A 23,693-nucleotide genomic window follows, 5' to 3' on the forward strand; every position below is an offset into this window, starting at 1 on the left:
ACGGATTAGTAGTGTTTTTTATCGACTATATATTTTATAAAATGAAGTTCCCTTATACATCGACAATTTATATTAAATTACTCCTAATTTAATAAGGTAGGACTAATAGCGTATATTTAACAGAGGGATTATTTAGTTTATATCTTGTAATAGTCATTCCTGAAAAATACCCTTATACTAAAAAAGAATAATTAAATAAATCCAATCACACAATTTAGCGAGATATAAATGAAAGAAGTCCGATCTTTTATTAAAACAGCATCATTAACGGATCTTGAAAAAGCCCAACAGCTTATCAATGATGCAATTTCAAAATATACCCAGCAGCAAAAAGCGAAACAGGAAGTTTTGGATCTTTTAAAAGAAAAAGGACTTACGCTAGAAGATTTACAAGATGGAGCATCAGACAAACGTACTAAAGTTAAGCCTAAGTACCGCATGGAACTTAATGGTGAGACTATTGAATGGACAGGCCGTGGCCGTCGTCCTAAAGCGTTTGAAGGTGTTGAGCTTGAGAAATTTTTAGCCTAAAGCTAAATATAAGAGAAGCTTCGGCTTCTCTTTTTTGTTTCCCCCTCAATAAAATATAATTAAAGTTTAAAACTCCCAGCTATTATTTGCTAAAATCTCTTCACTCAAACCTATTTGTTTTCCCATGAGCTATAAACTAAGACCTTACCAGCAAGAAGCCGTAGAACGAACCGTTTTACACTTTAGAAAGAGTAATGATCCTGCCGTTATTGTACTACCAACCGGCGCAGGTAAAAGCCTTGTTATTGCTGAACTTGCGCGTATAGCTAAGCAAAAAATATTAGTGCTTGCTCATGTAAAAGAGCTGGTAGAGCAAAATTCGCAAAAATATAAAAGTTTTGGTTTAGAGGCGAGTATATTTTCAGCAGGTTTAAAAGAAAAGTCATTAAACCATCAAGTAACCTTTGCCAGTGTGCAATCACTTTCTCGTAATTTAAATAAATTAAATGAGCATTATTCGTTACTTATTATTGATGAATGCCACAGGGTAAATGGGGATAAAAAAAGCCAGTACGGAAAAGTAATAAGTAGTTTAAAAGAATATAACCCTCAGTTAAAAGTATTGGGTTTAACAGCAACACCTTATCGGCTAGGAACGGGGTGGATATACCATCATCATTATCATGGCTTTGTTAAAGGGACTAATGAAAGCCCGTTTAAAAGTTGTATTTTTGAATTGCCGCTCAGGTATATGATCAAACATAATTATTTAACGCCGCCAAACGAAGTTGATGCAGCGATTAGCCATTATGATTTTTCGTCTCTAGATAGTAATGCATTTGGGCAATATACGACTGATGATATGAATGCGCTTTTAAAAAACAGTGAGCGCGCAACGAAAGCTATATTACAGCAAGTAATTCAATACAGTGAAGAGCGTGAAGGTGTTATGGTTTTTGCCGCCACGGTAATGCATGCTCAGGAAATATTAAGCTACCTACCAGCTCATCAAAGTGCACTTATAACAGGTGATACGCCAAACACTGAGCGCGATAAAATTATTAAGCAATTTAAAGCTAAGCAATTAAAGTATCTAGTTAATATATCGGTACTAACAACCGGCTTTGATGCGCCACATGTCGACTTTATAGCTATTTTAAGACCTACAGAATCAGTTAGTTTATATCAACAAATTGTGGGGCGAGGCTTGAGGCTATCTGAATCAAAAACGGATTGCTTAGTAATAGATTATGCCGGCAATGGTTTTAATTTATTTCACCCAGAAGTAGGCGATAAAAAAGGCGATAGTGATAATGAACCTGTGCAGATACTTTGTCCTGGCTGTGGTTTTGCGAATATATTTTGGGGTAAAACTGATTCCGCAGGAAAAGTAATAGAGCACTTTGGCAGGCGCTGTAAAGGGCTGTTAGAAGATGATGATGGGCATAAAGAGCAGTGCGATTATCGTTTTAGGTTTAAAGAGTGTGAGCAGTGCGGTGCCCAAAATGATATTGCTGCACGTAAATGCCATGATTGCGGCGCGGTAATGGCCGACCCTGATGATAAGTTACGTAATGCATTAAACTTAAAAGACGCACTTGTGCTTCGATGTAGTGGGTTGTCGGTAACTCAAATTAAAGATGAACTTATTAAAATAACGTATTTTGATGAAGATGGTGCAAGTTGCGATGAAGTATATAACCTCGCAAATAAAGGCGGGCAATTTATATTTAATAAGCAATTTGGTCTACGAGTAGGACTTGGACAAACACCTATTAATTTTAAAACTGCAGAGCAAGTAGTAAAAGCACAATTTGAATTAGTACCACCGGATTTTGTTATTGCACGAAAAAGCAAAAAGTATGGTTGGAAAGTGGCTGATAAACTATTTGACTATAAAGGGGGTTTTAGAAAGGCAAATCAGTTAAGCCGCTAAGCTTAACTGATAGAGTACATTGAACTAAAAGGCGATTAAGCCTCGTCACCGTCCATTAATCCCCAGCCATCACCGTATCCATTAAAGCTATTAGCAATACTTTCAATGTATTGCTCTGCTTGTCCTAGAAGGGTGTGCTCTGGCACCATTTGTACTTGAGTGATTACTTCCCAAACGCCAGTGTCTTTACATTTTTCAAGCTCAGCATTTTGAACTAATGCATCAGAAACTATTTCTTTAGCAAATTTTTCAGCATCGGCTTCTTGTTCAAATAAAATAAAAAAATCGACTTGGTGCATTTTATTTAAATCAATGCCAGCAGCGGCTATTTCGGCTAAAAGTTGGCCGTTATCATCATCAGGGAATTGCATTAAAAACTCATTTAAAATTAATTTTTTATTCGTAGGCACTATTGTAACTAAAATATTGTCTTAACGCGTACTAATTTTAATTATGCTGATATTTATTCAAAGTTAAATTTACGCGTTAGATTGTTATTAAGTTAATGTGTTGCTCATTATGGCTATGCTAATATGCGGGTAATTAACCAGTTTTTTGTAAGATATTAAAAGTAAGGATATTTACTTGTTTATTAAGTTTTTACGTTGCATGTGTGTTGTGAGCGCTTTAATTGCGACAAATAGCTATGCGGCAGAAAAAGTCATAGAAGATTACGAAATTGAAGGGTTAAGTGGCGATTTAGAAAATAACGTAGCCCTTTATCTCAAGCAATTAATTGGTGAAAAGCCAACCCGTACACTTCGTCGTTATGCTCAAAAACAAGTACAAAATAGCATCAAAGCACTTGGCTATTATAGCCCGACCGTCGAGGTTATTTATGATAAAAACGACAGCGAGCTAATAGTTAAAGTTGAACGGGGTCCTGCAACTCGCATAGAAGCAATTAATATTACGCTAAACGGTGATGGTCAAAGCGATACCCAATTACAGGCATTGATTAAAAGCACCAACTTAAAACAAGGTGATGTTTTAAATCATGGTAAATATGACTCTGCTCATAAAAAAATAGAATCTATGTTGCTAGAGCTTGGTTATTTTGATGCTAAGTGGCCAGCGCGCAAATTAGAAGTGTCGCTTAAAAAAAATAGTGCTGTTATTACTTTTATAATTGATACCGGAGTCAGGTATCAGTTTGGCGATATACAAATTGCCAGTAGTACACCCGCTGAAAAATACATACGCTCTATAGCGCCTTTCTCTCAGGGCCAACCTTATAAATCAACACATATTGCTGACTATAACTTGGATTTATCAAGTACCCCTTATTTTGCCAGTGTGCGTGTTTATGCTGACATAGCAGCGCGCAAAAATAGCCAAGTACCGATTAAAGTTGAAGTATTACCCAAGCCAGCTAACAGCTATGAAATTGGCGGTGGTTTTAGTACTGACTTAGGACCCAAGGTGCGTTTTAAATGGAGTAAACCGTGGATCACAGAAGACGGCCACTACCTCGAAACTAATTTAAATGTGGCGCAAAAGCAGCAAGATATTTCCATGGCTTATACAATTCCGGTTGATGATCCTAATGATGATTTATGGCGATTCTCTGTCGGTTATAAATTAGAAGATGAGCTCACAAACGACACTTACAGTGAAATATTAACAGGGCAGGTTCAGCGCCAATGGTTGACTGAAAATAAGTGGGTGCGTACTGCATTTTTACGCCGCGACCAAGAAACCTACCGTATTGGTGATGAAGACGAAGAAAGTACCGAAATGTTAATGCCTGGCATTAGCTACGCGCGCAAAAAATCAAAAGGCGGCACGACTCCCTATTGGGGAGAGCAGTGGCTTATATCTGCTGAGTTTGGCTTAGATGATGTGCTTTCAAGTACTAATCTGATTAGGGTGCAAATGCAACATGCTTGGCTACGCACTTATTTTGACCGCCACTTGGTGTTTTTAAAAGCGAATGTGGGAGCAATGCTTGTTGATGATATTAACAACGTGCCATTTTCACTTCGGTTTTACGCAGGTGGCGATCAAAGCGTTCGTGGTTTTGCGTACCAATCAATTTCGCCCGAGAACGATGATGGCGAGCTAATAGGTGGTAAGTATTTACTATCGGGCACGATGGAATATAACTACCAGTTTGCTAAAAATTGGCGAGCAGCTTTATTTGTTGATGGTGGTACTGCGACTAATGATTTTTCTGATGATTTTGAAGTAGGTGCTGGTTTTGGTTTTCGCTATTTAACACCCGTTGGCCCCGTGCGTATAGACCACGCTTGGGGATTAACAAAAGAAAGTAAAAGCACACGTTTAAGTATTACCATAGGGCCAGAAATTTAATGTCAGTATTAAAAAAGATAACAGCCGCCGTAAGTGCTATTTTTGTCACGTTAGTTGTTGCACTATTTTGTTTGTTATTTACCGCACCCGGTAATCAATTTATTGCTTATAGTGCAAATAAAGCGGTAGATGGACTGCATATTGAAATTAAAGATGGCCGTTTTATTTATAATGATGCCTTTAATGTACGCTTTGCTAGCAACGGATTGGACTTTAATGCACAACAATTGAAAATTGATTTGTTTTGGTGGCAGTGCGATGGAATTTGTATAGATAACTTAAGTGCTAAATCTATAAATTTAACATTACCAAAAACTGCAGATTCACAAGAAGAAGCCGCGGCAGAGCCGCTTGAAAAAATCAGCTTACCTTTTAATATTGCTGTAAAAAACATTGCGATCAATAAATTTACTCTAGAGCATCCAAGTGCAAACGTAAGCGTTAATAACTTTAAACTCTCAGCAAAAGCAGAGGGTTCAAAGCTGACGGTTAAAAGCCTGAATATTCCCACCATACTTGTTGCTTTAAAAGAGCAAGAACAAGATGCGAAAACACAAACGGCGCAAAATACTCAAGCGCCTTTAACGCACCTACCCGTATTACCTAATATAGAATTTACTTCACCACTTGATTTAGTTGTTGAAGACTTTGAAATAGCTAAAATTACGATTGAGCAAAACGAAGCCCAACATGTTATTGAAAACATCTCGCTGCAATTAAGTGTGGAAGATGCGGTTATTAATTTAGAGTCATTCTCAGCAAAGTATGAACAGTGGCAGCTTAATACGCATCTTAACGCTGAGCTTGCAGGGAATTTGCCCGTGAAAGGGGATGTTGTTTTACAAAGTGACGAGCACCAAGCCAATTTGCAGTTGAATGGCGACTTATCAAATCTAAACTTAAATTTAGAAACACAGGGGCAATATCCGCTTAGTTTAACGGCAACGGCAAATTTAAAGCAAAAAAACTATCCATTTGAGTTAAATGGAAAAATTAAGCAGTGGCTTATTGATGCACAAAGTAATGAACTTAAAGTACGAAATGTTAGCCTTAACGCACAAGGTAATGCTGACGACTATCAGCTTAGCCTACAGGCGAATAGTCAACTAGGCGCGTACCCAGCTGTTGACTTAAATACCCAATTAAAAGGCAGTCTCACCAAAGCAACTTTACAAGCGCTAAGCATTAAAGCGAACGAAAGCAGTGCAACTATAGAAGCCAATGTTGATTGGCAAAAAGGCATACAGGCTAACTTTAATGGCACGCTTGCTAACTTAAAAGCGCAGTACTTAACTGATGCCGCTACCAGTGATATTTCAGGGCAGTTTAAAGGCTCGTTTAATGCAGCTGACGATAAGTGGCAGCTACAAATGAATAATACAAAGTTAAGCGGATTACTTAACGACGTGCCACTAGAATTTGCCTCAAACTTTAAGCTCGACAACACGTTAAAAGCTAATATTGATAGCTTTTATTTAAGTAGCGGCACCAATAAATTAGCACTAAGCGGTCAAGTTGATGACACTTGGCAGGTTGATGGCAAAGTAACGCTAAAAAGTGATGAAAAAGCTAATATTCCATTTACTGCCGACGGCAACGCAAATTTAAAAGTGAGAGGGGAAAGGTTAACGCCCTCTGTTGATTTAGCACTAATACTAGATCGCTTTATTTTTGATGAAATAAACATTAACAAATTATCAGTAAAAGGGCAGTTAGATACCGCAGCCGATTGGCAAACTGATGTTTCGGTAAGTGTTGGTTCGGCGCTTGTGGCCGAACAGCAAATTAATAGCGTTAAAATTGATATTAGCGGCGACAAAACAGATCACCAACTTACGGCATCTGTAGATGCCGAGCAAGGCAGTGTAGAACTTGAAGTTAATGGCAAAATTAATAATACCACTTGGAATGGCGAGCTTAGTAATGTAACGCTTAGCGATAAAAAGCTTAGTTTTAGTAATACTAAAAATATTGCCATTATGGTTAATACGCAAAGTGGCGACTTTGATGTAAGTGCACATTGTTGGGCATCTGATCAAAGTGAATTATGCATAGACACCTTAGCGCAGTCAAAAAATCTCGGTCAGTTAAATGCTAAACTAAGCAACTTAGCACTTGAGGAGCTTAAGCACTTTTTACCTAATAGCATTCGTACTCGCGGTAATATAGCTGGCGATGTAGCACTTAATTGGCAAAGCGGTGCGCTTAAAACATTACGCGCAAATATCGATTCTAGCGACTTAGAAGCAGTGCTTACCTCGGAAGAAGATCGTTTTAAATTACCAATCGAAACTTTAACTATTAGTGCGTTTTCGGACTCTCAAATTGGCAAGCTTGAAGCTAATCTAGAATCAAGTGTATTAGGCAAAATTAATACACAAATTAATATCGACGATATACAAAATTCGCAAGCGCTTAATGGCACCATTAATATCGATAAAATACTCCTTTCAGACTTACAACCTTTTCTTGAAACCCTCGAGCAGTTAAAAGGTGATATTAGCGGAAAAGTCGCGTTAGCAGGTACGTTAAAAGATCCATTATTAAATGGCGAGCTTAATGTGAGCGATATTAGTTTAGAGGGCGAGCAATTGCCTATAGCGCTGCAAAAATCAAATATAAACGTATTGTTTGATAAAACAACAGCCACAATAAAAGGCAACTTAAACGACAACCAGGGCGGTAAAATAAATCTCACCGGTGACGTTGATTGGCAAGGTGCGCAACCTGCTGTAAATGTGGCGGTAGTTGGCGAGCAGTTTTATGTACGTGCGCAGCAAGGGGTTACTTTTAAAGTATCGCCGGATTTAAAAATAGGCTTGGCAAATAATGCACTCAAGCTTGCTGGTGAGGTAGTTGTGCCTTACGGTCGTATAATGATTGAAGAGCTTCCTGAGGGCGCAGTGCAAGTTAGCGATGATGAAATTATTGTTGATCAAAAAACCGAGGCCACCGAAACAGTTCCGTTTGATTACGACATAGATTTAAAAGTGATTGTTAAAAACGATGTAAAAGTAGAATCGTTTGGCTTGGAATCAAAAGTTGCGGGTGATTTAGCGATAAAAATGAGTCAAGGTGCGCCAATTATAGCCACAGGTGAGCTTAACTTAATTGAAGGTACTTACTTAGCCTTTGGGCAAGATTTAATAATCAGCACCGGGCAAGTAGGTTTTAGCGGTTCAATTGAACAACCATTTTTAAATATTAAAGCAATACGTAACCCCGATACGACTGCAAATGGTGTCATTGCAGGGGTTACGCTCACGGGTAATGTTGAACAACCAACGCTTAAAATATTTTCTGAGCCTGCGATGGATCAAGCTCAAGCACTCGCATATTTACTTAATGGTCAACCTTTAGGCGATGGAGAAAGTTCGTCAAGCGATGCTATGCTCACACAGTTATTACTCTCTCAAGGGGTTAGCCGCAGCGAAGGGGTTGTTTCTAAGGTAGGTGAAACCTTTGGGCTGTCAGATGTAAGTTTAAGCTCATCAGGTAGTGGTGATAGCACCAAAGTAGAAATATCAGGTTACGTAGCACCCAGTTTGCAAGTTAAATATAGCGTGGGTGTATTTGATTCGCTCAGTGAAGTGGCTGTGCGTTATCAGTTACTTTCACAGTTATACATAGAAATAACGAGCGGGCTATACCAAAATGTTGATGTGCTATATAAGTTTGATTGGGAATAACCAAAACTATAATAATTATAAGGATATAAGCGATGAAAAAAATTATATTGCCGGCTCTGCTTAGTGTTTTGTTGAGCGGTTGTGCTCAACAACTAGGTAATGGTGTTGCTAATCAAGAGCTACCTTTATTGAGCGCGAGTGAGGTAATTGCTAGTGCAAAAGATAATGACTGGCGAGTAGTGAACGCTCAAAATATTTTAAAGATAACGCTGCCAACGGGCGATGCGTATGTTGAGCTTAATGAACGGCTTGCCCCAAAGCACGTTCAAAACATTAAAAAGTTAGCGCGAGAAGGGTTTTATAAAAATACTAGCGTTTATCGGTTTGTTGAAGGTTTTGTTGCTCAGGGCGGGGACAGCTCGGGTAAAAAGTTAATTAAAACGGCAGATAAAACAGTCCCTGCTGAGTTTTATTTAACAACAAACAAACCACTTTTAATTACTGAGCTAAATGGCGACGGATATGCACTAGTTACTGGCTTTTTAAACGGCTTTGCAGTAGCTCAAAACTCAGCACATACGCAAACATGGCAAGTGCATTGTAGTGGTGTGTTTGCAATGGCGCGCGATAACGATATAAATAGTGCGAGTACGGAGTTTTTTGTAACGATAGGGCAAGGCCCGCGCTACCTTGATAAAAACATTACGGTGTTTGGTCGAGTGCTCGAAGGTATAGAGCATTTTAATCGTTTAGCGCGTACACCAACTGAAGGTAAAGTATTTAACCCAATTACCAATATACAAGTACTTGGCGATGTACAAAGCGATAAAAGTATATTTAAAGTGATGAAAACAAACTCATCTGTGTTTAAAAACTTAATCAGTGCTCGTAAAAACCGTATTGAACCATGGTTTGTTAAAGCACATAGCTACATTGATGTGTGTGGTATGCCTATACCCACTAAGCGTGAAGTTATACCAATCCGCAATAATACTTAATCATTTTGCGGGGCTAAACGTGTCGCTACCTGCGTTAAAAGATTCTCATTTAGAACAACTAAATAGCGAATTTTTTGCCTAGCTATCAACACGTTTTCCCAGCCTCAAAATAGCTCACTTAATTAAGCGAATTGGTATTAATTAAATATACAAATAGAAAAGGAGCCTAGGCTACTTTTTCAATATTTATATTCCAGTGCAAAAAATCTATTGACGATTAATTTTAACTGCAAATGGCGTGTCGTTATAATGCGTAGAGCGATACGGGTTTATATCAAGCCCACCGCGACGAGTATAACGCGCGTAAACCTCTAACTCTTTAATATTAAGTTGTGTTGTTAAATCGCTATAAATACGCTCAACACACTGCTCATGAAATTCGTTATGCGTTCTGAACGAAATTAAATAACGCAGTAACGATTCGCGACATATTTGCTCGCCTGTGTATCGTATGATCACACTTGCCCAGTCAGGCTGGGAGGTAATTAAACAGTTTGATTTAAGTAAATGGCTATAGAGCGTTTCTGTTACTACGTTATCACTTTTTGCTTTAAGTGAATTAGCATCAATATCGTAATTATTAATCTCAATATCTAAGTCATCAATACATTCACCTGGCAGCGCTGTACACGGTAAGCAATTGTAATCATCAGGATTATATAAAGTCACTTTGACAGGGCTGTTAACCGCGTTTGATAAGTCATCAATTAAGTGCTGTTTTACTACATCAATGCTTTCAAATCGGGTTTGGTTAAAGCTATTTAAATAAAGTTTAAACGACTTTGACTCAATAATATGGCTGCTTTGGCATTCAAAGGTAAATAAGGCTACGGCAACTTGCGGTTTACCTTTATTGTTTAGCCATGAAAGCTCGTAACCTGTCCAAATGTCTTGGCCTTTAAATGGAAGCTCTGCTTCGTCAATATTTAAAGCATCACGATTTAGTTTGCGCGCAATAGGGAAAAGCAAGCTTGGCGTGTACACATCTACATACTCAGTAGATTGGCCTAATACGCTACCTTTAAGGTCTGGAGAATTGCTGTAATCTGTCATGTTTGCTCTTAAATAGTTACAATAGGGACATTATATCTAATTTAAATGAGTTTCACAGTATGTCTGTTGCATTGCTTATAGAACAACTTCATCAAACATTTAGCGAAAATACCCTGAAAAACACTACAAAGTACCCACTTATTGCGCATGACGAGCAATGGCCAAGCCCATGTGAAGTTGGTGAGGTTGACGAGCAAGGAAACATTCAATGGCAGGGCGCGCGTCAGCAACCTGCAGGTTCGCTTAATGATTTAGCCAGTGCACTTGAGCTTGATTTCCCAAAAGAGCTTAGCGAGCTATATGGGCATATGTACGGTGGAAGCATTTCAGCAGTTATTGATGGGCATCAGGTTGAATTACTACAAGCATGGAACGAAGAAGATTTTAATTTGTTACAGCAAAATATAACGGGTCACGTTTTAATGAAACGCAAGCTCAAGCAGCCAGAAACGGTATTTATTGGTTTAACAGATCAAGATGATTTACTAGTGAGTGTTTTGGTGCACACTGGTGAAGTATGTTTAGAGCACGTAGGCAAAAAAACACACCATGTACTTGTACCTAACATTAATGCTTTTTTAAAGGCATTAGAGGTTTAAAAGGTGTTTAATAAATCAGCTTAGCGTCATCACTAAGCTGATTTTTAGAGCCATTACTAGGGCGTGTTGACCTTTCGTGGTTGATTTTGCAGCTGTGTGTTTGGTTTTTAGGCAAGGCAGAGCCTATGTAGTGTGGTTACTCCCCATAAATAGGCGATAACGAAGCATAAATGCCAAACATGCGCTGCCCTTTGGGTTCTTTCTAGGGACGATTTACTCTTTGTTGCTCGGTTTTTACTTAGCCCACTAGGTTACAAACCTCGCGCCGCGATTAAATCGTCCCTAGATTGAACAAATTTCAACCCACAAAGGTCAACACGCCCTAATGGTTACTGAAAATCCCACGATATATTAGACACTAAGCCACACGGCTCACACCTAAAATCGAATAACCCAAACCACGATTCAGGTAATTTCCAATCGCCATTGCAGCTAGGGCATTTTCGTTCAAGTTCAGACGCTTTATCTACGCCGCCTACACGGTATAAATAATAATAGGTTGGCTTTTTAGTTAAAAAACTAATTCGCTTTGTTATGTCTTTTCCGCGTCTGTATAAGTCGCTTTGGATACTCGATATTTCTTCAAGTGCCGGAAACTCACAACGGGTTGCGCCATTAATTTGAATTTGATCGCAGGCTTGCCAATCTTCTTGCCATTTTATAAGTGTTTTATAGTCACCATTAGCAATTGCCGGAATACGAAATAGCGGCACAGGCAAAAAGTCATCACCACAATAGAGCGGGCTACACGTATGCACATAGGTTGTGTATAAAATATAACTTGATGGTTCTTTGCAGCAATCAGCGCCGTTGGAGTGAATATCTTGTCCAATCACTTTTACTTTTGGCGCAAGTAGCCCTGCACTATGTAACTTTTCGATACTGTGCTTAACAAACGGGCTGTTATTTAGCGGGTGCATTGCATCTTCAGTAGGGCACATCACTCGGGTAATAAAAAAGCCGTCTTTTAAAACGGTTGGAAATTCTTCACCCATTATTTGACCATTAAAACGCAGTGCATTTACTAAGCGATTTATTGCTTGTTCGGCTTGTTCTAAGGTGGTGTCTTGGTAGCAATCAAAAGTTAAATCAACAACGAACATTTATAGTCTCAAATTATTTTTGTTCTAGCAGTGCAAGAAGTTTATCGAGTTTTTGCTCAATTCTATCTAATTGACTTGTTTTAAGCTCAGTATTATCTGACTGCTGTGGGTTTCTCATGAAGTTATTAATTGAATCAGGATTGTTTTTATATTGGCTTACTGCTGCAATAATCATCGGCATAGGAACCGGTTGCGCCAAACGGCTTTTAGTTAGTGCTACAGTAGGGGTTTTGCCTTCATCAAGAAGGGCTTTAATTGCATCAAATACAACTGAATTCATTAGATATATAACTCTTTAATAAAATAAATACGCAGCATATAAATGCTGCGCAGATGCTATGTTAGCAATAAATAAGGGAGGGTACATTAAATAAAATTACTTACTTTGACGAATGCGTACATCTAACTCGTCAATTACTTCACTCCAATCACCGTCTTGTGCAAGCGATTCAGCTAAAAAGTGCTGTTGTGCCTCATCCCAAAAAGAAGCTTCTTGGAGTAGTGTTGTGTCTTCTAATTCATGTGAGGCAATAAATGCATCTATTTGTTCATCAGAATTAGGTAATCCAAGCTGTGCAAATAGTGTATTGATGTCGTGTTTAGTCGTATCCATGATATTGCTCCTTTAAACGAATGAAAACTTATTCTAAGGATTAACTCTACTCCTAGCTAGTTAAACTCTCGCTGAATTTACGGTTAATAATTTTAGGTATATAGTTAGGTATAAAGTTTAACAGTCTACAGCTAAAATAATAAAGGAAATACAATGAGTGTAACCACGCCAGCTGATACGTTCAGCGTACAGTATTTAGCCGCAGAAGATATTAGCACTGCAGCAAGCCTAATTTATCAGGCTTATCATGACGATCCTGTATTACAAAACATGCTTAGCTACAATGACGAAAATAAATCAGTATACGAAAAAAAATTACGATCATTAATTCGCGAAGAGCTCAGTAGTTTTTGGCAAGAAAAGCAGCCATTAATTGGTTTATACCGCAACGATAAATTAAAAGCAGTAGCGTGTGTATTTGAATCTAATAGCCAATTACAAGCGCAGCGTTATTGGCACTGGCGTTTAAAATTAATGCTGAGTGCGGGCTACTTACAAACAAATCAATTAATAGATAAAGAACAAACAATTAGAGATGCCCTTAAAGAGAAAGGCAATTACTACTTCTTAGCTTTTATTGCCGTAGATCCACATTTTCATGGGCAAGGGTTTGGTCGTTACTTACTACGAGGGCTTGATGATTTAGTTAAATGTAACGCTGAGTCAACGGGGATGGCTGTATTTGTAACGCGTAAAGAGCACACTGAATTTTTTAAAACCGAAAAGTTTGAAGCATTTAAACACCTTACTTTTAACCAAGTAGAGGGCGAGTTACTGTTTAAATCAATAATTGAGCCAACTATTTAAAATTATGATGTAAGCCAATGCGCCCAAACGGACATAAGGCCGTGAGACATATCTCACATTATCGTGAGCATTGTCAGTTAAAGGCTATTAATAAGTAGCCTTTTCCCATTCAAGCTATTGTTATTTAAAGTTTATTTTTATTTTTCATTTTTGTGACGTTTATTTATTTAATGTTAAGTCCTATTTCTCCCCCCTGATTGCTTTAAACTTCTCTTCGTCAAGACGACATAGCTCAATGATTGAGTTACTGCCAAGGATACGGAATAGGCAACATAGCGGACGCTAGCAGGAAGCATAAAGGACGAGCTAAAACGGATACAAGGAAGAATAAGGAAGTGCATGAAGCACTTAGTAGCTAGGAGTTACTTTAGGATAATCACGGATGACGCTACAGGAAGTAGCAGGAGCGTTAGTTTACGCAGGACGGCCAAGATGGCAAGTGGACATTGCAGGATGCAAAAGTGGCAGGAGCTACTTTAAAGGATTACCAGGGATGATGCTACGGGATGTAGCTAAACGATAGATTTCGTGGGTTTGCCAAGATGGCTATGGATATTGCAGGATACAAAAAGTGGCAGGAGCTACTTAAAAGGATTACCAGGGATGATGCTACAGTATGTAGCCAAACGATAGATTTCGTGGGTTTGCCAAGGTGGCTATGGATATTGCAGGATGCAATGTGAGGGTAAACAAGGTTGTTTACTCGTTCAGGGGATGATAATACGGATTTAAGATAATGGATATCTAGCAGGATGCAGTCCAATTGGGGCGTAACTTTAGTTACGCCTTAGTTTTTTGTGTTGAATTAAATTTATTAATTTAAGACAAATACTCCTAAAGTATATTAAGTTTTATATTTTATGCGGTGGAACAACCACACTTTTCAAAAACTCATTTTCCATAATTAACACACCTTGATAAGCATTTTCACCATCGCTTGAAAACTCAAATATAAATTCACTTTTGATGCCTGGCTTGCCGCTCTTTAAAAAACCAAAGCGGCGTTTTGTGCATGCAACACTCATCAACTGCACCTGCAATTGCTCACTTTGACGTTTAGCATGAACGTTCGCCGCTTCAGCAACCTTTCGGTTAAGCCAAAATAAGTAAATTACACTACCAATAAGTATGAACGTCCATAAACTTGCCATTTAAGAGAATAACCTTCCAATTGCACGCGCGAGGGTTTCGCTACGATTTTCTTTACGTAATAAGCCTAATAAATGCGGGCGAATAGTCGGTATTGCAACTAAGTCAGCAAAAATACTAGGAAACAACTCATCAATTTTTTGATGATGTGCGCAATTATCCATAAATACATGTAAGCGTTCAGGGTTTTCTAATTGCTTAAAACACCGCCCAGCTATTGTTAGTAACACGTCAGAGTCGTGTCTTACCTGTGAGCTTAGTACAGTATCAACTAATTGAGCGCATAACCCTTGAGCTTGACCTTTTGAAACCGATCTTAGTGCTGCGGTTATAGCTAATGTATCGTTACTACTAATTGCGGCCTGCGTGTAATCAACAAGTAACTCACTCATTGATGTTGGTATTTCAACGTGTTCAAGCATGGCACTGAGTGGTTGCAGTACTTCAATAGGTAAATGCGCCCATGCTTTTTGCAAATTACTTAAGTTTGTATCGCTGTCTAAGCGTAGTGCAAAATCGGCAATACCCTGCAGTGCAACACCTTGCCAATTATCAAAACCAATTTTACCGCTAAAGTATAACTGTGCATGCTCGTAATACTGCGACGCAGGCTGTTTTAATAGTACTTTTACTTGGGCGTTAAATGCCGCTAATTTATTTGCGTTTGGTGTAAAAACATAAGGGTTATTATCAAGTTTTCCATCGGCTTGCTCACCTGTAATTTCAGTGCCTAGCGCTTGAATAACCATATCAGCAAAGTGATCGCGGCTAGCACTTACAAGCATACTTTGCTCATCAAGTGAAAACTTTAAAAACCATACATAAGGTTCTTTACTGGCTTTAGTATCCCAAAATTGGATAGCGAGCCAAGCATGACCAGCAAGAGGATAAGGGTAAGGCACTTGAGCTTGTTCAATAGCTAAAAATTGTTTTTTATCAAGCTTAGTAATGTGCCTGCCAATATCAAAAGCACGCCACTGAGTACCCGCACCATCTAAAAGCTGACCTAATGTAGCTATTTGATCACTCATTGTTTTCTCAACTGTTTTTACTGCAAAATTACATTAATTATACGTCATAGCCGCCTATGAGGGAACAGGGTATAATTGCATTACATATATAAAAGAGGGTGGTTATGTACCAGCAAACCCAAACTTATTTAGTGCAGCTAACGGCACTTTTACAAATACACGCGCTTTGGCAAAGTGAGCCAATAGACGCTGATGCACTGCTTTCAAATACTCCTTTTTGTCACGATACAATGGCGTTTGAGCAGTGGTTACAATTTGTATTTATTGATAAAATACAGCAATTAATAACGCACAAGCAACCACTGCCACGTAACTTTGCTATTGCCCCTATGGCGCAAATGACACTTGTGAATAAAGCAGGGAGCGATGAAATAATTGAATTACTAACAGCCCTTGATACCTTTTTAGGAGAACCAAATGAGTGAGCGTCCAGCGCCTATTGAATATGGCGAGCTGACTATTTTGTATCAAGATGAAAACTATGTGGCTATAAATAAGCCTTCAGGTTTATTAGTGCATCGCTCGTTTTTAGATAAACACGAAACCCAGTTTGCTATGCAAATGTTGCGCGACCAGCTAGGGCAACATGTATTTCCAGTACATAGGCTCGATAGACCTACGTCCGGCGTATTACTGTTTGCATTGAGCTCTGAAGCTGCTCGCGATATGAACCAGCTATTTATTGAGGGCACCATTGCTAAGCGCTATTTGGCCTTAGTGCGCGGTTTTGCACCAGAGTCGGTATTTTTAGATAAACCGCTTAAAGAAGAACTTGATAAAATAGCCGATAAGTTTGCAGATCAAGATAAAGCACCGCAAGAAGCGCAAACCCAGTTTAATTGCTTGCACCAAGCTGCATTGCCTATTCCTATAGGTAAGTATCCAACAGTGCGTTACTCGTTAGTTGAGTGTTTTCCAAAAACCGGGCGCAAGCATCAAATTCGCAGACACTTAAAGCACTTATCACTGCCTATCATTGGTGATGTAAATCACGGTGATAACCAGCATAATCAATTTTTTAGGGAGCATTTTGAGCTAAGACGCCTAATGTTATTTGCAACAGAGCTTAGTTTTGTGCACCCTTATAGTAATGAATCAATAACAATTAAAGCGCCACTAGGTGAAGACATGCTTGAAATATGTAAGCAGCTAGGTTGGCCAGAGCAAGAAAAGGATTATTAATGGCACATATTAGTATTTTTGTAGGCAGCGTTAATGGCGGTGCAGAGCGTTTAAGCGATGAAGTTGCAACCACAATAGAGCAAGCAGGTCATACTGCAATAGTAATTACTGAAGCATCACTTGATGATATAAAAAATGCATCGCATATTTTAATTGTTACCTCCACAACAGGGCAAGGTGATGTACCGAGTAATTTGGCAGGATTGTACTTTGCAATGAATAGCACTTTCCCAATGCTTACCGATAAACCGTTTGGTGTAATTGCAATGGGTGACAGATGTTACGGCGATACATTTTGTGGCGCAGGTCGTAGCTTTGACGAGCTACTTCGCGATTTACAAGCAAAGCCTGTGGGCAATCGCCTAGAAATAGATGCATGTGAAGATTTTGAACCGTGGCCAGTAACCGAGCCTTGGTTAAAAGCATGGCTGGAGAAACTACCTGCTTAATACTTTAATTTTAAAGTATTAAAAAAGGAGCGCATGCGCTCCTTTTTACTTTTGTAATTTTAATATAGTTTTATAAATTAACTACTTCTGACATCTACCTTAAGTTTTAGCTTTTGGCCAGGTTGTAAGTATTTTTGACCGGCTAAATTATTCCACTTAATAATTTCGTTAACGCTTAGATTAAACTTAGACGCAATACGTGCAAGTGAGTCACCACGGCGTACTTTGTATGTAATAGTACGGTTAGTGCTTGCCGTTGCTTGTGGTTTATTAGCTGACTTATACACAGTTAGTTTTTGATTTAGGCGCAGTACAGAGTTTTTCTTTAGCTTATTCCATTTAGCCAGCTCATCCATAGTTACGTCATATTCGCGGCTAATGTCCCATAACGTGTCGCCACTTTTAACTGTGTGCGAAAGCTTTGTGCGAGTTGCTTTATTAGCAGCTAAACGCATCTGCTTTGGTAAATGCTCGCTATTTATAGCGCCATCAGTAAGCGGGACTAATAATTCTTGGCCTACTTTAATCGTATTTGATTTGAGTTTATTAAGCGATCGGATTGCACTTGAGCTTGTTGTAAACTTTTTGGCAATTACCGATAAGCTGTCGCCTCGAGCCACAATATAACGCTGCCAGCGTAATCTATTTTTAACATCAGTGTTTGCTAGTTTTTGGCTAAATTCCTCTGCTTTATCAACAGGTAATAATAAAGAATGAGGGCCATTAGGATCAGTTGCCCAGCGGTTAAAACCGGGGTTTAATCTGTATAGCTCAGTAAGCGTCATATCGGCCATATCAGCAGCAAGTGCTAAATCTATTTGCGAGCCAACATCAACCACTTCAACCACTTGTGCATTAATTACTGGTTGCCATGTAACGTTAAAATCATCTGAGCGTTTTAATAAATCGGCAAGTGCTAATAACTTTGGTACATAGGCAGTTGTTTCGCTTGGTAAATCAAGAGACCAAAAATCGGTAGGTAAATGCTTTTTACGATTCTTTTTAATCGCGCGCATTAAACGCCCTTCACCTGAGTTGTAAGCAGCAATTGCATTTAGCCAATCGCCTTCAAGTGTTTTATGTAAATACGATAAGTAGTCAAGTGCTGCGCGAGTCGACTGCACTATGTCGCGACGACCGTCGTACCACCAGTTTTGTTTTAAATCGAATCGCTCACCGGTTGCAGGCATAAACTGCCAAATGCCCGATGCGCTGCGATTAGAATAACCAAACGGGTCAAATGCACTTTCTACAATAGGCAGTAGTGCAATTTCGATTGGCATTTCGCGCTTTTCTACTTCTTCAACTATAAAGTGTAAGTAAGGTTCTGCACGTTTAGAAATACGATCTAAATAGGCTTGGTGGCGAGCGTAATAATTACGTTCAGTAACAACAGGGCGGTTTTGCGGTATTTCGATAGAAAGTTGGTAGCGAATTCGCTCCCACACATCATCAAACACGGGAGCTTCTTGCTCATCAGGGTCAACTTGCTGATATTGTGCGTTTACCATCAATGCATTGTTAATGTCGTTAGGACTTGCGCCTTCGAGTTGTTGGTTTGCTTGCGTGGCGACTTGAGAGTCTGAGTCTAGAGTTGTCACAGTTTGACAACCACTTAGCGCTAACGCCAAGGCTACTAATAGGGGAGATTTATTCATAAATACCAATACATCGGGTAAAAAACTCGGCGAATACTACCTGTTATGAGTTAACATTGCCACTTAATGACTTTTTAAAACGCAGAAATAGAATCATCACTATATCTTAAGTTAATGATTCTAATAAAATAAATATTAAAGTATTAGTTTGTGCATTAAAAATTGTCTTTGAACTGTCTCAGACTAGCAAAGTTTCCCCAAGGTTCATTGTTTTTTGTAACCGAGATGAATTTTTCTGGCACTAACTCTGTAATGGTTGGCAAATCGCTACGCATAAATGGATTTATTTTTAGCTCCTGTCCAATAGAAGTGGGTAGGGAGATTTGGTTATTACTACGTAATTCATCTACTTTTTTACTGTACGCGAGTAGTTCTGGGTTACGTGGTTCAACCGCTTTGGCAAAGGCAAGATTAGCTTGCGTGTATTCGTGCGTGCAATACACACTGCAGCTTGCAGGCAGCTCTCTTAGTTTATTAAACGATTCCCACATTTGCTTTGGCGTGCCTTCAAATAAGCGCCCACATCCACCGCTAAACAATGTATCGCCTGTAAAAGCAAGTTCATCATTTGTATAGCAAATATGATCAAGCGTGTGCCCAGGAGTTGCCAAAATATTAAAGTTAATATTAAGCACACTGATGCTTTGACCATCAGTGAGTGCGTGAGTGATGCCTTTAAATGGACTATTTGCGGGGCCATAAACCGGTATATTCGGATAGGCGTCAACTAATGCAGCTACGCCATCAGTGTGGTCGTAGTGATGATGCGTAATTAAAATACCACCAAGCGTTAGTTTGTGCTCAGCTAGATACGCTAATACGCTCTGTGCTTGGCCTGGATCGACTACCCATGCTTGGTTACTATTATCGGTAGTTAAACACCAAATGTAATTATCAGAAAAGGCTTTAATTGCTTTGACTTGCACCATGGTAAATTGCTCTATAAAGTGACACTTACCGCATAGTATAACGAGCTCAAAAAATGAAACCAGCCCTTAGTTTTCAAGAAGGACCCAAACCACTGTCGTGGCAACAGTTTCCTCATGGGGATTATTTGCGCAAAGATATTGAACGCAAAATGGAGCAATGGCTGCCGCGTATGTTTGGCTATCATATGCTTAAGCTAGGTAATTTAAGTGGCGAATTAAATACAAGTATAAGTACGATTAAACACCAGGTGTGTGTTGCAGAGCCTGGGCCTTACACTGGGGTAGTTGCTGACATAGATGAACTGCCATTTTACGAGCACAGTATTGATGCATGCATACTAAGTCACTGCTTAGAGTATCATTCAGACCCACATCACATTTTACGAGAAGCACATCGCACACTTATTCCGGGCGGCTATATAGTAATTACGGGATTTAACCCGTTTAGTTTGTGCGGACTTGCACAAATGCTGCCTTTTAGTGGTCAGAAATTACCATGGACGGGGCGCTTTTTTACACCCGCACGGGTTAAAGATTGGCTAAACTTACTTGGTTTTGAAATTGTAAGTGACGAACGTTTTATTTATTCATCACTGGCAAGAGGTAATAGGCTATCAAGGTTTGAGTTTTGGCGGACTTTTGCAAAACAGTATTTAAAACCGATGGGCAGTGTTTATATGCTGGTGGCACGAAAAAGAGTTGCGCCACTTACGCCAATAAAACCTAAGTGGCATGCAAGGCCGCAGTTTGCGCCAGTAAAAGGGGCAGGGCTTAGACAAACGTCAAAGCAGCATTACAAAACGTGCGACCAAGAAAATAATACCAATTGCATTAAATAAGTGATCTATTATAGCGCTAAGAAAATAGCACATTAACAAGGCGAAAATTGTGACATATTGTTGTTCTATATGAATAATTTTTAACGCAGTTAGTGAGTTATTTAATGCGATAGAATGAACATGTTTTTAATAAAATTGGTATAACAACTAGCTTAGAATAAATTTAAGGCTGGTAGCCTACATCTTCTAGTAAATCTTTACTGCCAGCGGCATCGCGGGCTAAATCGTCAACTATTTCGTTGTATTTATTGCCGCTATGCCCTTTAACCCACTTCCAAGTTACATTGTGCTCGCTACAGGCTTTATCTAGGCGTTTCCATAAATCGACGTTTTTAACTGGCTTTTTAGCTGATGTTAACCAGCCACGTTTTTTCCAGTTAGTGATCCACGATTCAATGCCTTGCTTAACATATTGGCTATCGGTTGTTAGGTTTACATCGCATTCTCGAGTGAGTGATTCTAGGGCTACAATAGCCGCGAGCATTTCCATTCGGTTATTTGTTGTGAGTTTATAACCTTGGCTCATTTCTTTTTCATGGCCGTTATAAATCATAAAAATACCATAACCGCCGGGGCCTGGATTACCTAAACATGAGCCGTCGGTGTAAATCTCTACGGTTTTTTGCACTGTTTTACCTTGATCTTATGTACAATAAAGTGATTATAGAAAGATACCAGAATCAGGCTAAATTCGATATGGCACGTAGACAAATAGTTTTAGATACAGAAACCACCGGCATCGACCCTAAACAAGGGCACCGTATTATAGAAATTGGTTGTGTGGAGTTAGTAAATCGCCGTTTAACAGGCAATAATTTTCACGTTTATATAAACCCACAACGCCCAAGTGAAGAAGAAGCAATCGACGTTCACGGTATCACTAACGAATTTTTACGTGATAAACCGTTATTTCATCAAATTGCCCAAGAGTTTTTCGACTATATTGAAGGGGCTGAGTTAGTTATTCATAACGCACCGTTCGATGTTGGTCATATGGATAATGAATTTGCACTACTTAATCAGGGCTATCCTAAAACAGAGACTTTTTGTCAAGTTCTCGACACGCTTAAAATGGCGCGTGACTTGCATCCAGGTCAAAAGAACAATCTTGATGCATTATGTCGTCGTTACGATGTAGATAACGCAAAGCGAACACTTCACGGCGCGCTACTGGATTCTGAAATTTTAGCCGATGTGTACCTTGCCATGACGGGTGGTCAAACAAAGCTGAATTTGAATCAAAACAAAGATGACGGCAGCGAGCAACAGAAAGGCGGTATAAATCGTTTAAATAGCGATAGAGCCCCATTAGTTGTATTGCGAGCAAGCGACGCTGAGCAAAGCGCACACGAAGCACGATTAGATCTTGTAAACAAAGAAGGCGGCCAATGTATATGGCGCGCTGAATAAGGCGATTTAATGAAAACGATGTATTTTGTAACAGCGTTATGTGCCGCTAGTTTATTTACTGGCAATGCATATGGCGTAAAACAAGTAGAAGTGCTCAAGCGCGATGGGCATCAAAATGAGATCCCTTTACTTGATAATCGTTTTCGCATAGATAGCAAAATAGATGAAATAACACTGCTGTTTTTTAGAAAATCAGGTGCACCTGCTGTTATTTTAGTGCGGCCCGATGGCAGTAAGTACTTTGCTACTGACTCAGTTAAAAACCCTAACTTAGATTGGTTTGACGAACTCAGCTACGATTTAGTTACCATAAAAAAACCTATGGCAGGTCCTTGGCAAGTAATAGGCAGTATTTTGCCCGATAGCAGAATAGTTGTATTAGGCGAAATATCTCTTGAGGCAGAGCCTCTTCCTTCAATGTTGTTTAGGGGGGAGACAATAAAAATCACCGGGAAAATACTAAACGACGGTGAGCCAATTAACACAAACCTATTTAGGGATGTTGTGAGCCTTAATGTTGACTTTGTAAGTACCAACAATGAAAACTTTGCTAACTTTGGTGCAGGCATTCAAGAAGTAGCGGAATTTAAAGACGATGGACGTGGATTTGATGAGCGCCCTAAAGATGGTGTGTTTACCGGCGAGTTTACTTTAGATTTTCCTGCGGGTGAATGGACACCAGAGCTTTACGTGGCAACACCTCTGCTGCAGCGTCGCATTGTGCAAAATACAATAGAAGTGCACGAGCCACCTTTTGTAACCGAAGTCGCGTTAGCAGAGCAAGACACAGACGAGCATCTGTTAACTATAAATATAGACCCAAGTATCGTTAAGCCAGAGACAGTCATCATCCAGGGAAAAATATACTATCCCAATAACGAAGAGCAAATGTTTACCATAGATGCTGCAGCTAAAGACTCACGTCAGCTTAGTGTTAAAAATTATGATTGGGGTAGATATAGTGTTGAACTGTCTGTTTTTGGCACTAATATTAATGGCCGTGAATTTATGGCAACGCTACCAACGTATAAATTTGAGATAGAACGACCCATAGAAGCGGTGCCCGAAATTGATCCGGCAACAATTATTACGCCAGATAAAATGATTGAGAGTGATCCTGCTGAAGAAAAAATGGCCACATCGACAATTATTAGTTTAATTGTAGGCTGCAATACACTCATTTTATTAGTCGGTTGGTTGTTAATTCGTATATTTGTTCAGAAAAAACCGATTAAATTTAAAGTGAAGCTGCCTTTTTTAAAGAAAAAGAAAACAAGTGAAGGTGATGTTGCCGACACAGAAAAAAATCAAGTCGGTAAAAATGGCTCAAAAAATGACAGATCAGGTGAAATTTTAAACCTTTCGATGACAGATGACTAAAAAACCTATAAAAAAACAAAAAAGCCCTTGACGAAATAGGGGTTGGTTCGTATTATTCACGCCGCTGTCAGGGAGACCTAAACAGCAACGGAAATATGGAGTGGTAGTTCAGTTGGTTAGAATACCGGCCTGTCACGCCGGGGG

At 39.2% G+C, this 23,693-nt stretch carries 23 protein-coding genes; 13 read left to right on the forward strand and 10 right to left on the reverse strand.

The features are described 5' to 3' along the window. Positions 1-228 precede the first annotated feature (228 nt). On the forward strand, positions 229-531 hold the full coding sequence (locus tag L659_RS0112695; RefSeq protein WP_007586043.1) for an H-NS histone family protein: 303 nt from the start codon (positions 229-231) through the stop codon (positions 529-531). 124 nt (positions 532-655) lie between these two features. Next, positions 656-2,407 (forward strand): DEAD/DEAH box helicase, encoded by a 1,752-nt coding sequence (locus tag L659_RS0112700; RefSeq protein WP_024590780.1) that lies wholly within the window; start codon positions 656-658, stop codon positions 2,405-2,407. A 35-nt stretch (positions 2,408-2,442) separates the two neighbouring features. Here the strand turns inward: L659_RS0112700 and L659_RS0112705 are convergent, their stop codons facing one another. Continuing rightward, positions 2,443-2,778 carry a ribonuclease E inhibitor RraB gene (locus tag L659_RS0112705; RefSeq protein WP_007378192.1) on the reverse strand — a complete coding sequence of 112 codons (336 nt, stop codon included), beginning with the start codon at positions 2,776-2,778 and terminating at the stop codon, positions 2,443-2,445. Positions 2,779-2,992: 214 nt separating this feature from the next. Between L659_RS0112705 and L659_RS0112710 the strand changes: the two genes are divergently transcribed. The 3 genes from L659_RS0112710 to L659_RS0112720 are packed head-to-tail and all read left to right on the forward strand — an operon-like array spanning position 2,993 to position 9,347. Further along, complete coding sequence (locus tag L659_RS0112710; RefSeq protein WP_024590781.1) at positions 2,993-4,720, forward strand: autotransporter assembly complex protein TamA; 1,728 nt, start codon at positions 2,993-2,995, stop codon at positions 4,718-4,720. Further along, entirely contained in the window at positions 4,720-8,409 is a 3,690-nt protein-coding gene (tamB, locus tag L659_RS0112715; RefSeq protein ID WP_024590782.1) for an autotransporter assembly complex protein TamB, read from the forward strand. Before L659_RS0112710 ends, tamB begins: the two co-directional genes overlap by 1 nt. Before the next feature lie 32 nt (positions 8,410-8,441). Beyond that, the gene (locus tag L659_RS0112720; protein ID WP_024590783.1) at positions 8,442-9,347 is read left to right on the forward strand and encodes a peptidylprolyl isomerase; all 906 of its coding nucleotides are present in this window, start codon (positions 8,442-8,444) and stop codon (positions 9,345-9,347) included. Positions 9,348-9,554: 207 nt separating this feature from the next. Here L659_RS0112720 and queF read toward each other — a convergent pair whose 3' ends face one another. Beyond that, on the reverse strand, positions 9,555-10,400 hold the full coding sequence (gene queF, locus L659_RS0112725; RefSeq protein WP_024590784.1) for an NADPH-dependent 7-cyano-7-deazaguanine reductase QueF: 846 nt from the start codon (positions 10,398-10,400) through the stop codon (positions 9,555-9,557). Between the two features lie 59 nt (positions 10,401-10,459). Between queF and syd the strand changes: the two genes are divergently transcribed. Beyond that, a complete protein-coding gene (gene syd / locus L659_RS0112730; protein ID WP_024590785.1) occupies positions 10,460-10,999 on the forward strand; it encodes a SecY-interacting protein in 540 nt (179 codons plus the stop codon). A gap of 329 nt (positions 11,000-11,328) precedes the next feature. On the opposite strand, the gene L659_RS0112735 is transcribed toward syd, so the two are convergent. The 3 genes from L659_RS0112735 to L659_RS0112745 all read right to left on the reverse strand — a co-directional run bounded on the left by L659_RS0112735 (position 11,329) and on the right by L659_RS0112745 (position 12,715). Continuing rightward, entirely contained in the window at positions 11,329-12,102 is a 774-nt protein-coding gene (locus L659_RS0112735) for a Zn-ribbon-containing protein (RefSeq protein ID WP_002958242.1), read from the reverse strand. Positions 12,103-12,115: 13 nt separating this feature from the next. Next, positions 12,116-12,382: a hypothetical protein gene (locus L659_RS0112740; protein ID WP_007378199.1), complete on the reverse strand. Its 267-nt coding sequence runs from the start codon at positions 12,380-12,382 to the stop codon at positions 12,116-12,118. A 96-nt stretch (positions 12,383-12,478) separates the two neighbouring features. Beyond that, positions 12,479-12,715: a DUF2789 domain-containing protein gene (locus L659_RS0112745; RefSeq protein ID WP_002958240.1), complete on the reverse strand. Its 237-nt coding sequence runs from the start codon at positions 12,713-12,715 to the stop codon at positions 12,479-12,481. 153 nt (positions 12,716-12,868) lie between these two features. Between L659_RS0112745 and L659_RS0112750 the strand changes: the two genes are divergently transcribed. Next, on the forward strand, positions 12,869-13,522 hold the full coding sequence (locus L659_RS0112750) for a GNAT family N-acetyltransferase (protein ID WP_008169301.1): 654 nt from the start codon (positions 12,869-12,871) through the stop codon (positions 13,520-13,522). A gap of 851 nt (positions 13,523-14,373) precedes the next feature. On the opposite strand, the gene L659_RS0112765 is transcribed toward L659_RS0112750, so the two are convergent. Together L659_RS0112765 and L659_RS0112770 are read right to left on the reverse strand one after the other, a co-directional pair. Further along, a complete protein-coding gene (locus tag L659_RS0112765) occupies positions 14,374-14,673 on the reverse strand; it encodes a DUF3301 domain-containing protein (RefSeq protein WP_007378202.1) in 300 nt (99 codons plus the stop codon). Next, positions 14,674-15,702, reverse strand: a complete 1,029-nt coding sequence (locus tag L659_RS0112770; RefSeq protein WP_024590786.1) for a DUF3549 family protein — start codon at positions 15,700-15,702, stop codon at positions 14,674-14,676. 104 nt (positions 15,703-15,806) lie between these two features. On the opposite strand from L659_RS0112770, the gene L659_RS0112775 reads away from it, so the two are divergent. The 3 genes from L659_RS0112775 to L659_RS0112785 are packed head-to-tail and all read left to right on the forward strand — an operon-like array spanning position 15,807 to position 17,333. Next, entirely contained in the window at positions 15,807-16,127 is a 321-nt protein-coding gene (locus L659_RS0112775) for a YqcC family protein (RefSeq protein ID WP_024590787.1), read from the forward strand. Next, the gene (gene truC / locus L659_RS0112780) at positions 16,120-16,884 is read left to right on the forward strand and encodes a tRNA pseudouridine(65) synthase TruC (protein ID WP_002963028.1); all 765 of its coding nucleotides are present in this window, start codon (positions 16,120-16,122) and stop codon (positions 16,882-16,884) included. The genes L659_RS0112775 and truC overlap by 8 nt, the downstream gene beginning before the upstream one ends. Continuing rightward, the gene (locus L659_RS0112785) at positions 16,884-17,333 is read left to right on the forward strand and encodes a flavodoxin (RefSeq protein WP_024590788.1); all 450 of its coding nucleotides are present in this window, start codon (positions 16,884-16,886) and stop codon (positions 17,331-17,333) included. The genes truC and L659_RS0112785 overlap by 1 nt, the downstream gene beginning before the upstream one ends. Positions 17,334-17,410: 77 nt before the next feature. Here L659_RS0112785 and L659_RS0112790 read toward each other — a convergent pair whose 3' ends face one another. Beyond that, positions 17,411-18,991, reverse strand: coding sequence for a LysM peptidoglycan-binding domain-containing protein (locus L659_RS0112790; RefSeq protein WP_007586008.1), 1,581 nt, complete (start codon positions 18,989-18,991; stop codon positions 17,411-17,413). A 155-nt stretch (positions 18,992-19,146) separates the two neighbouring features. After that, positions 19,147-19,920 carry a hydroxyacylglutathione hydrolase gene (gene gloB, locus L659_RS0112795; protein WP_024590789.1) on the reverse strand — a complete coding sequence of 258 codons (774 nt, stop codon included), beginning with the start codon at positions 19,918-19,920 and terminating at the stop codon, positions 19,147-19,149. 53 nt (positions 19,921-19,973) lie between these two features. On the opposite strand from gloB, the gene L659_RS0112800 reads away from it, so the two are divergent. Next, positions 19,974-20,759: a class I SAM-dependent methyltransferase gene (locus tag L659_RS0112800; protein ID WP_024590790.1), complete on the forward strand. Its 786-nt coding sequence runs from the start codon at positions 19,974-19,976 to the stop codon at positions 20,757-20,759. Between the two features lie 163 nt (positions 20,760-20,922). Here L659_RS0112800 and rnhA read toward each other — a convergent pair whose 3' ends face one another. Continuing rightward, positions 20,923-21,387: a ribonuclease HI gene (gene rnhA, locus L659_RS0112805; protein ID WP_002963021.1), complete on the reverse strand. Its 465-nt coding sequence runs from the start codon at positions 21,385-21,387 to the stop codon at positions 20,923-20,925. A gap of 68 nt (positions 21,388-21,455) precedes the next feature. On the opposite strand from rnhA, the gene dnaQ reads away from it, so the two are divergent. Then, positions 21,456-22,169, forward strand: a complete 714-nt coding sequence (gene dnaQ / locus L659_RS0112810) for a DNA polymerase III subunit epsilon (protein WP_024590791.1) — start codon at positions 21,456-21,458, stop codon at positions 22,167-22,169. Between the two features lie 9 nt (positions 22,170-22,178). Next, complete coding sequence (locus L659_RS0112815; RefSeq protein ID WP_024590792.1) at positions 22,179-23,549, forward strand: TIGR03503 family protein; 1,371 nt, start codon at positions 22,179-22,181, stop codon at positions 23,547-23,549. The last annotated feature ends 144 nt before the right edge of the window (positions 23,550-23,693 follow it).

The sequence above is a fragment of the Pseudoalteromonas sp. S8-8 genome, from assembly GCF_000497875.1.
Classification (GTDB): domain Bacteria; phylum Pseudomonadota; class Gammaproteobacteria; order Enterobacterales; family Alteromonadaceae; genus Pseudoalteromonas; species Pseudoalteromonas arctica.

Coding starts and splice junctions, on each gene's coding strand:
- L659_RS0112695 (WP_007586043.1), top strand. CDS start 229: ATGAAAGAAGTCCGATCTTTTATTAAAACAGCATCATTAACGGATCTT.
- L659_RS0112700 (WP_024590780.1), top strand. CDS start 656: ATGAGCTATAAACTAAGACCTTACCAGCAAGAAGCCGTAGAACGAACC.
- L659_RS0112705 (WP_007378192.1), bottom strand. CDS start 2,778: ATGCAATTCCCTGATGATGATAACGGCCAACTTTTAGCCGAAATAGCC.
- tamB (WP_024590782.1), top strand. CDS start 4,720: ATGTCAGTATTAAAAAAGATAACAGCCGCCGTAAGTGCTATTTTTGTC.
- L659_RS0112720 (WP_024590783.1), top strand. CDS start 8,442: ATGAAAAAAATTATATTGCCGGCTCTGCTTAGTGTTTTGTTGAGCGGT.
- queF (WP_024590784.1), bottom strand. CDS start 10,400: ATGACAGATTACAGCAATTCTCCAGACCTTAAAGGTAGCGTATTAGGC.
- syd (WP_024590785.1), top strand. CDS start 10,460: ATGTCTGTTGCATTGCTTATAGAACAACTTCATCAAACATTTAGCGAA.
- L659_RS0112735 (WP_002958242.1), bottom strand. CDS start 12,102: ATGTTCGTTGTTGATTTAACTTTTGATTGCTACCAAGACACCACCTTA.
- L659_RS0112740 (WP_007378199.1), bottom strand. CDS start 12,382: ATGAATTCAGTTGTATTTGATGCAATTAAAGCCCTTCTTGATGAAGGC.
- L659_RS0112745 (WP_002958240.1), bottom strand. CDS start 12,715: ATGGATACGACTAAACACGACATCAATACACTATTTGCACAGCTTGGA.
- L659_RS0112750 (WP_008169301.1), top strand. CDS start 12,869: ATGAGTGTAACCACGCCAGCTGATACGTTCAGCGTACAGTATTTAGCC.
- L659_RS0112765 (WP_007378202.1), bottom strand. CDS start 14,673: ATGGCAAGTTTATGGACGTTCATACTTATTGGTAGTGTAATTTACTTA.
- L659_RS0112770 (WP_024590786.1), bottom strand. CDS start 15,702: ATGAGTGATCAAATAGCTACATTAGGTCAGCTTTTAGATGGTGCGGGT.
- L659_RS0112775 (WP_024590787.1), top strand. CDS start 15,807: ATGTACCAGCAAACCCAAACTTATTTAGTGCAGCTAACGGCACTTTTA.
- truC (WP_002963028.1), top strand. CDS start 16,120: ATGAGTGAGCGTCCAGCGCCTATTGAATATGGCGAGCTGACTATTTTG.
- L659_RS0112785 (WP_024590788.1), top strand. CDS start 16,884: ATGGCACATATTAGTATTTTTGTAGGCAGCGTTAATGGCGGTGCAGAG.
- L659_RS0112790 (WP_007586008.1), bottom strand. CDS start 18,991: ATGAATAAATCTCCCCTATTAGTAGCCTTGGCGTTAGCGCTAAGTGGT.
- gloB (WP_024590789.1), bottom strand. CDS start 19,920: ATGGTGCAAGTCAAAGCAATTAAAGCCTTTTCTGATAATTACATTTGG.
- L659_RS0112800 (WP_024590790.1), top strand. CDS start 19,974: ATGAAACCAGCCCTTAGTTTTCAAGAAGGACCCAAACCACTGTCGTGG.
- dnaQ (WP_024590791.1), top strand. CDS start 21,456: ATGGCACGTAGACAAATAGTTTTAGATACAGAAACCACCGGCATCGAC.
- L659_RS0112815 (WP_024590792.1), top strand. CDS start 22,179: ATGAAAACGATGTATTTTGTAACAGCGTTATGTGCCGCTAGTTTATTT.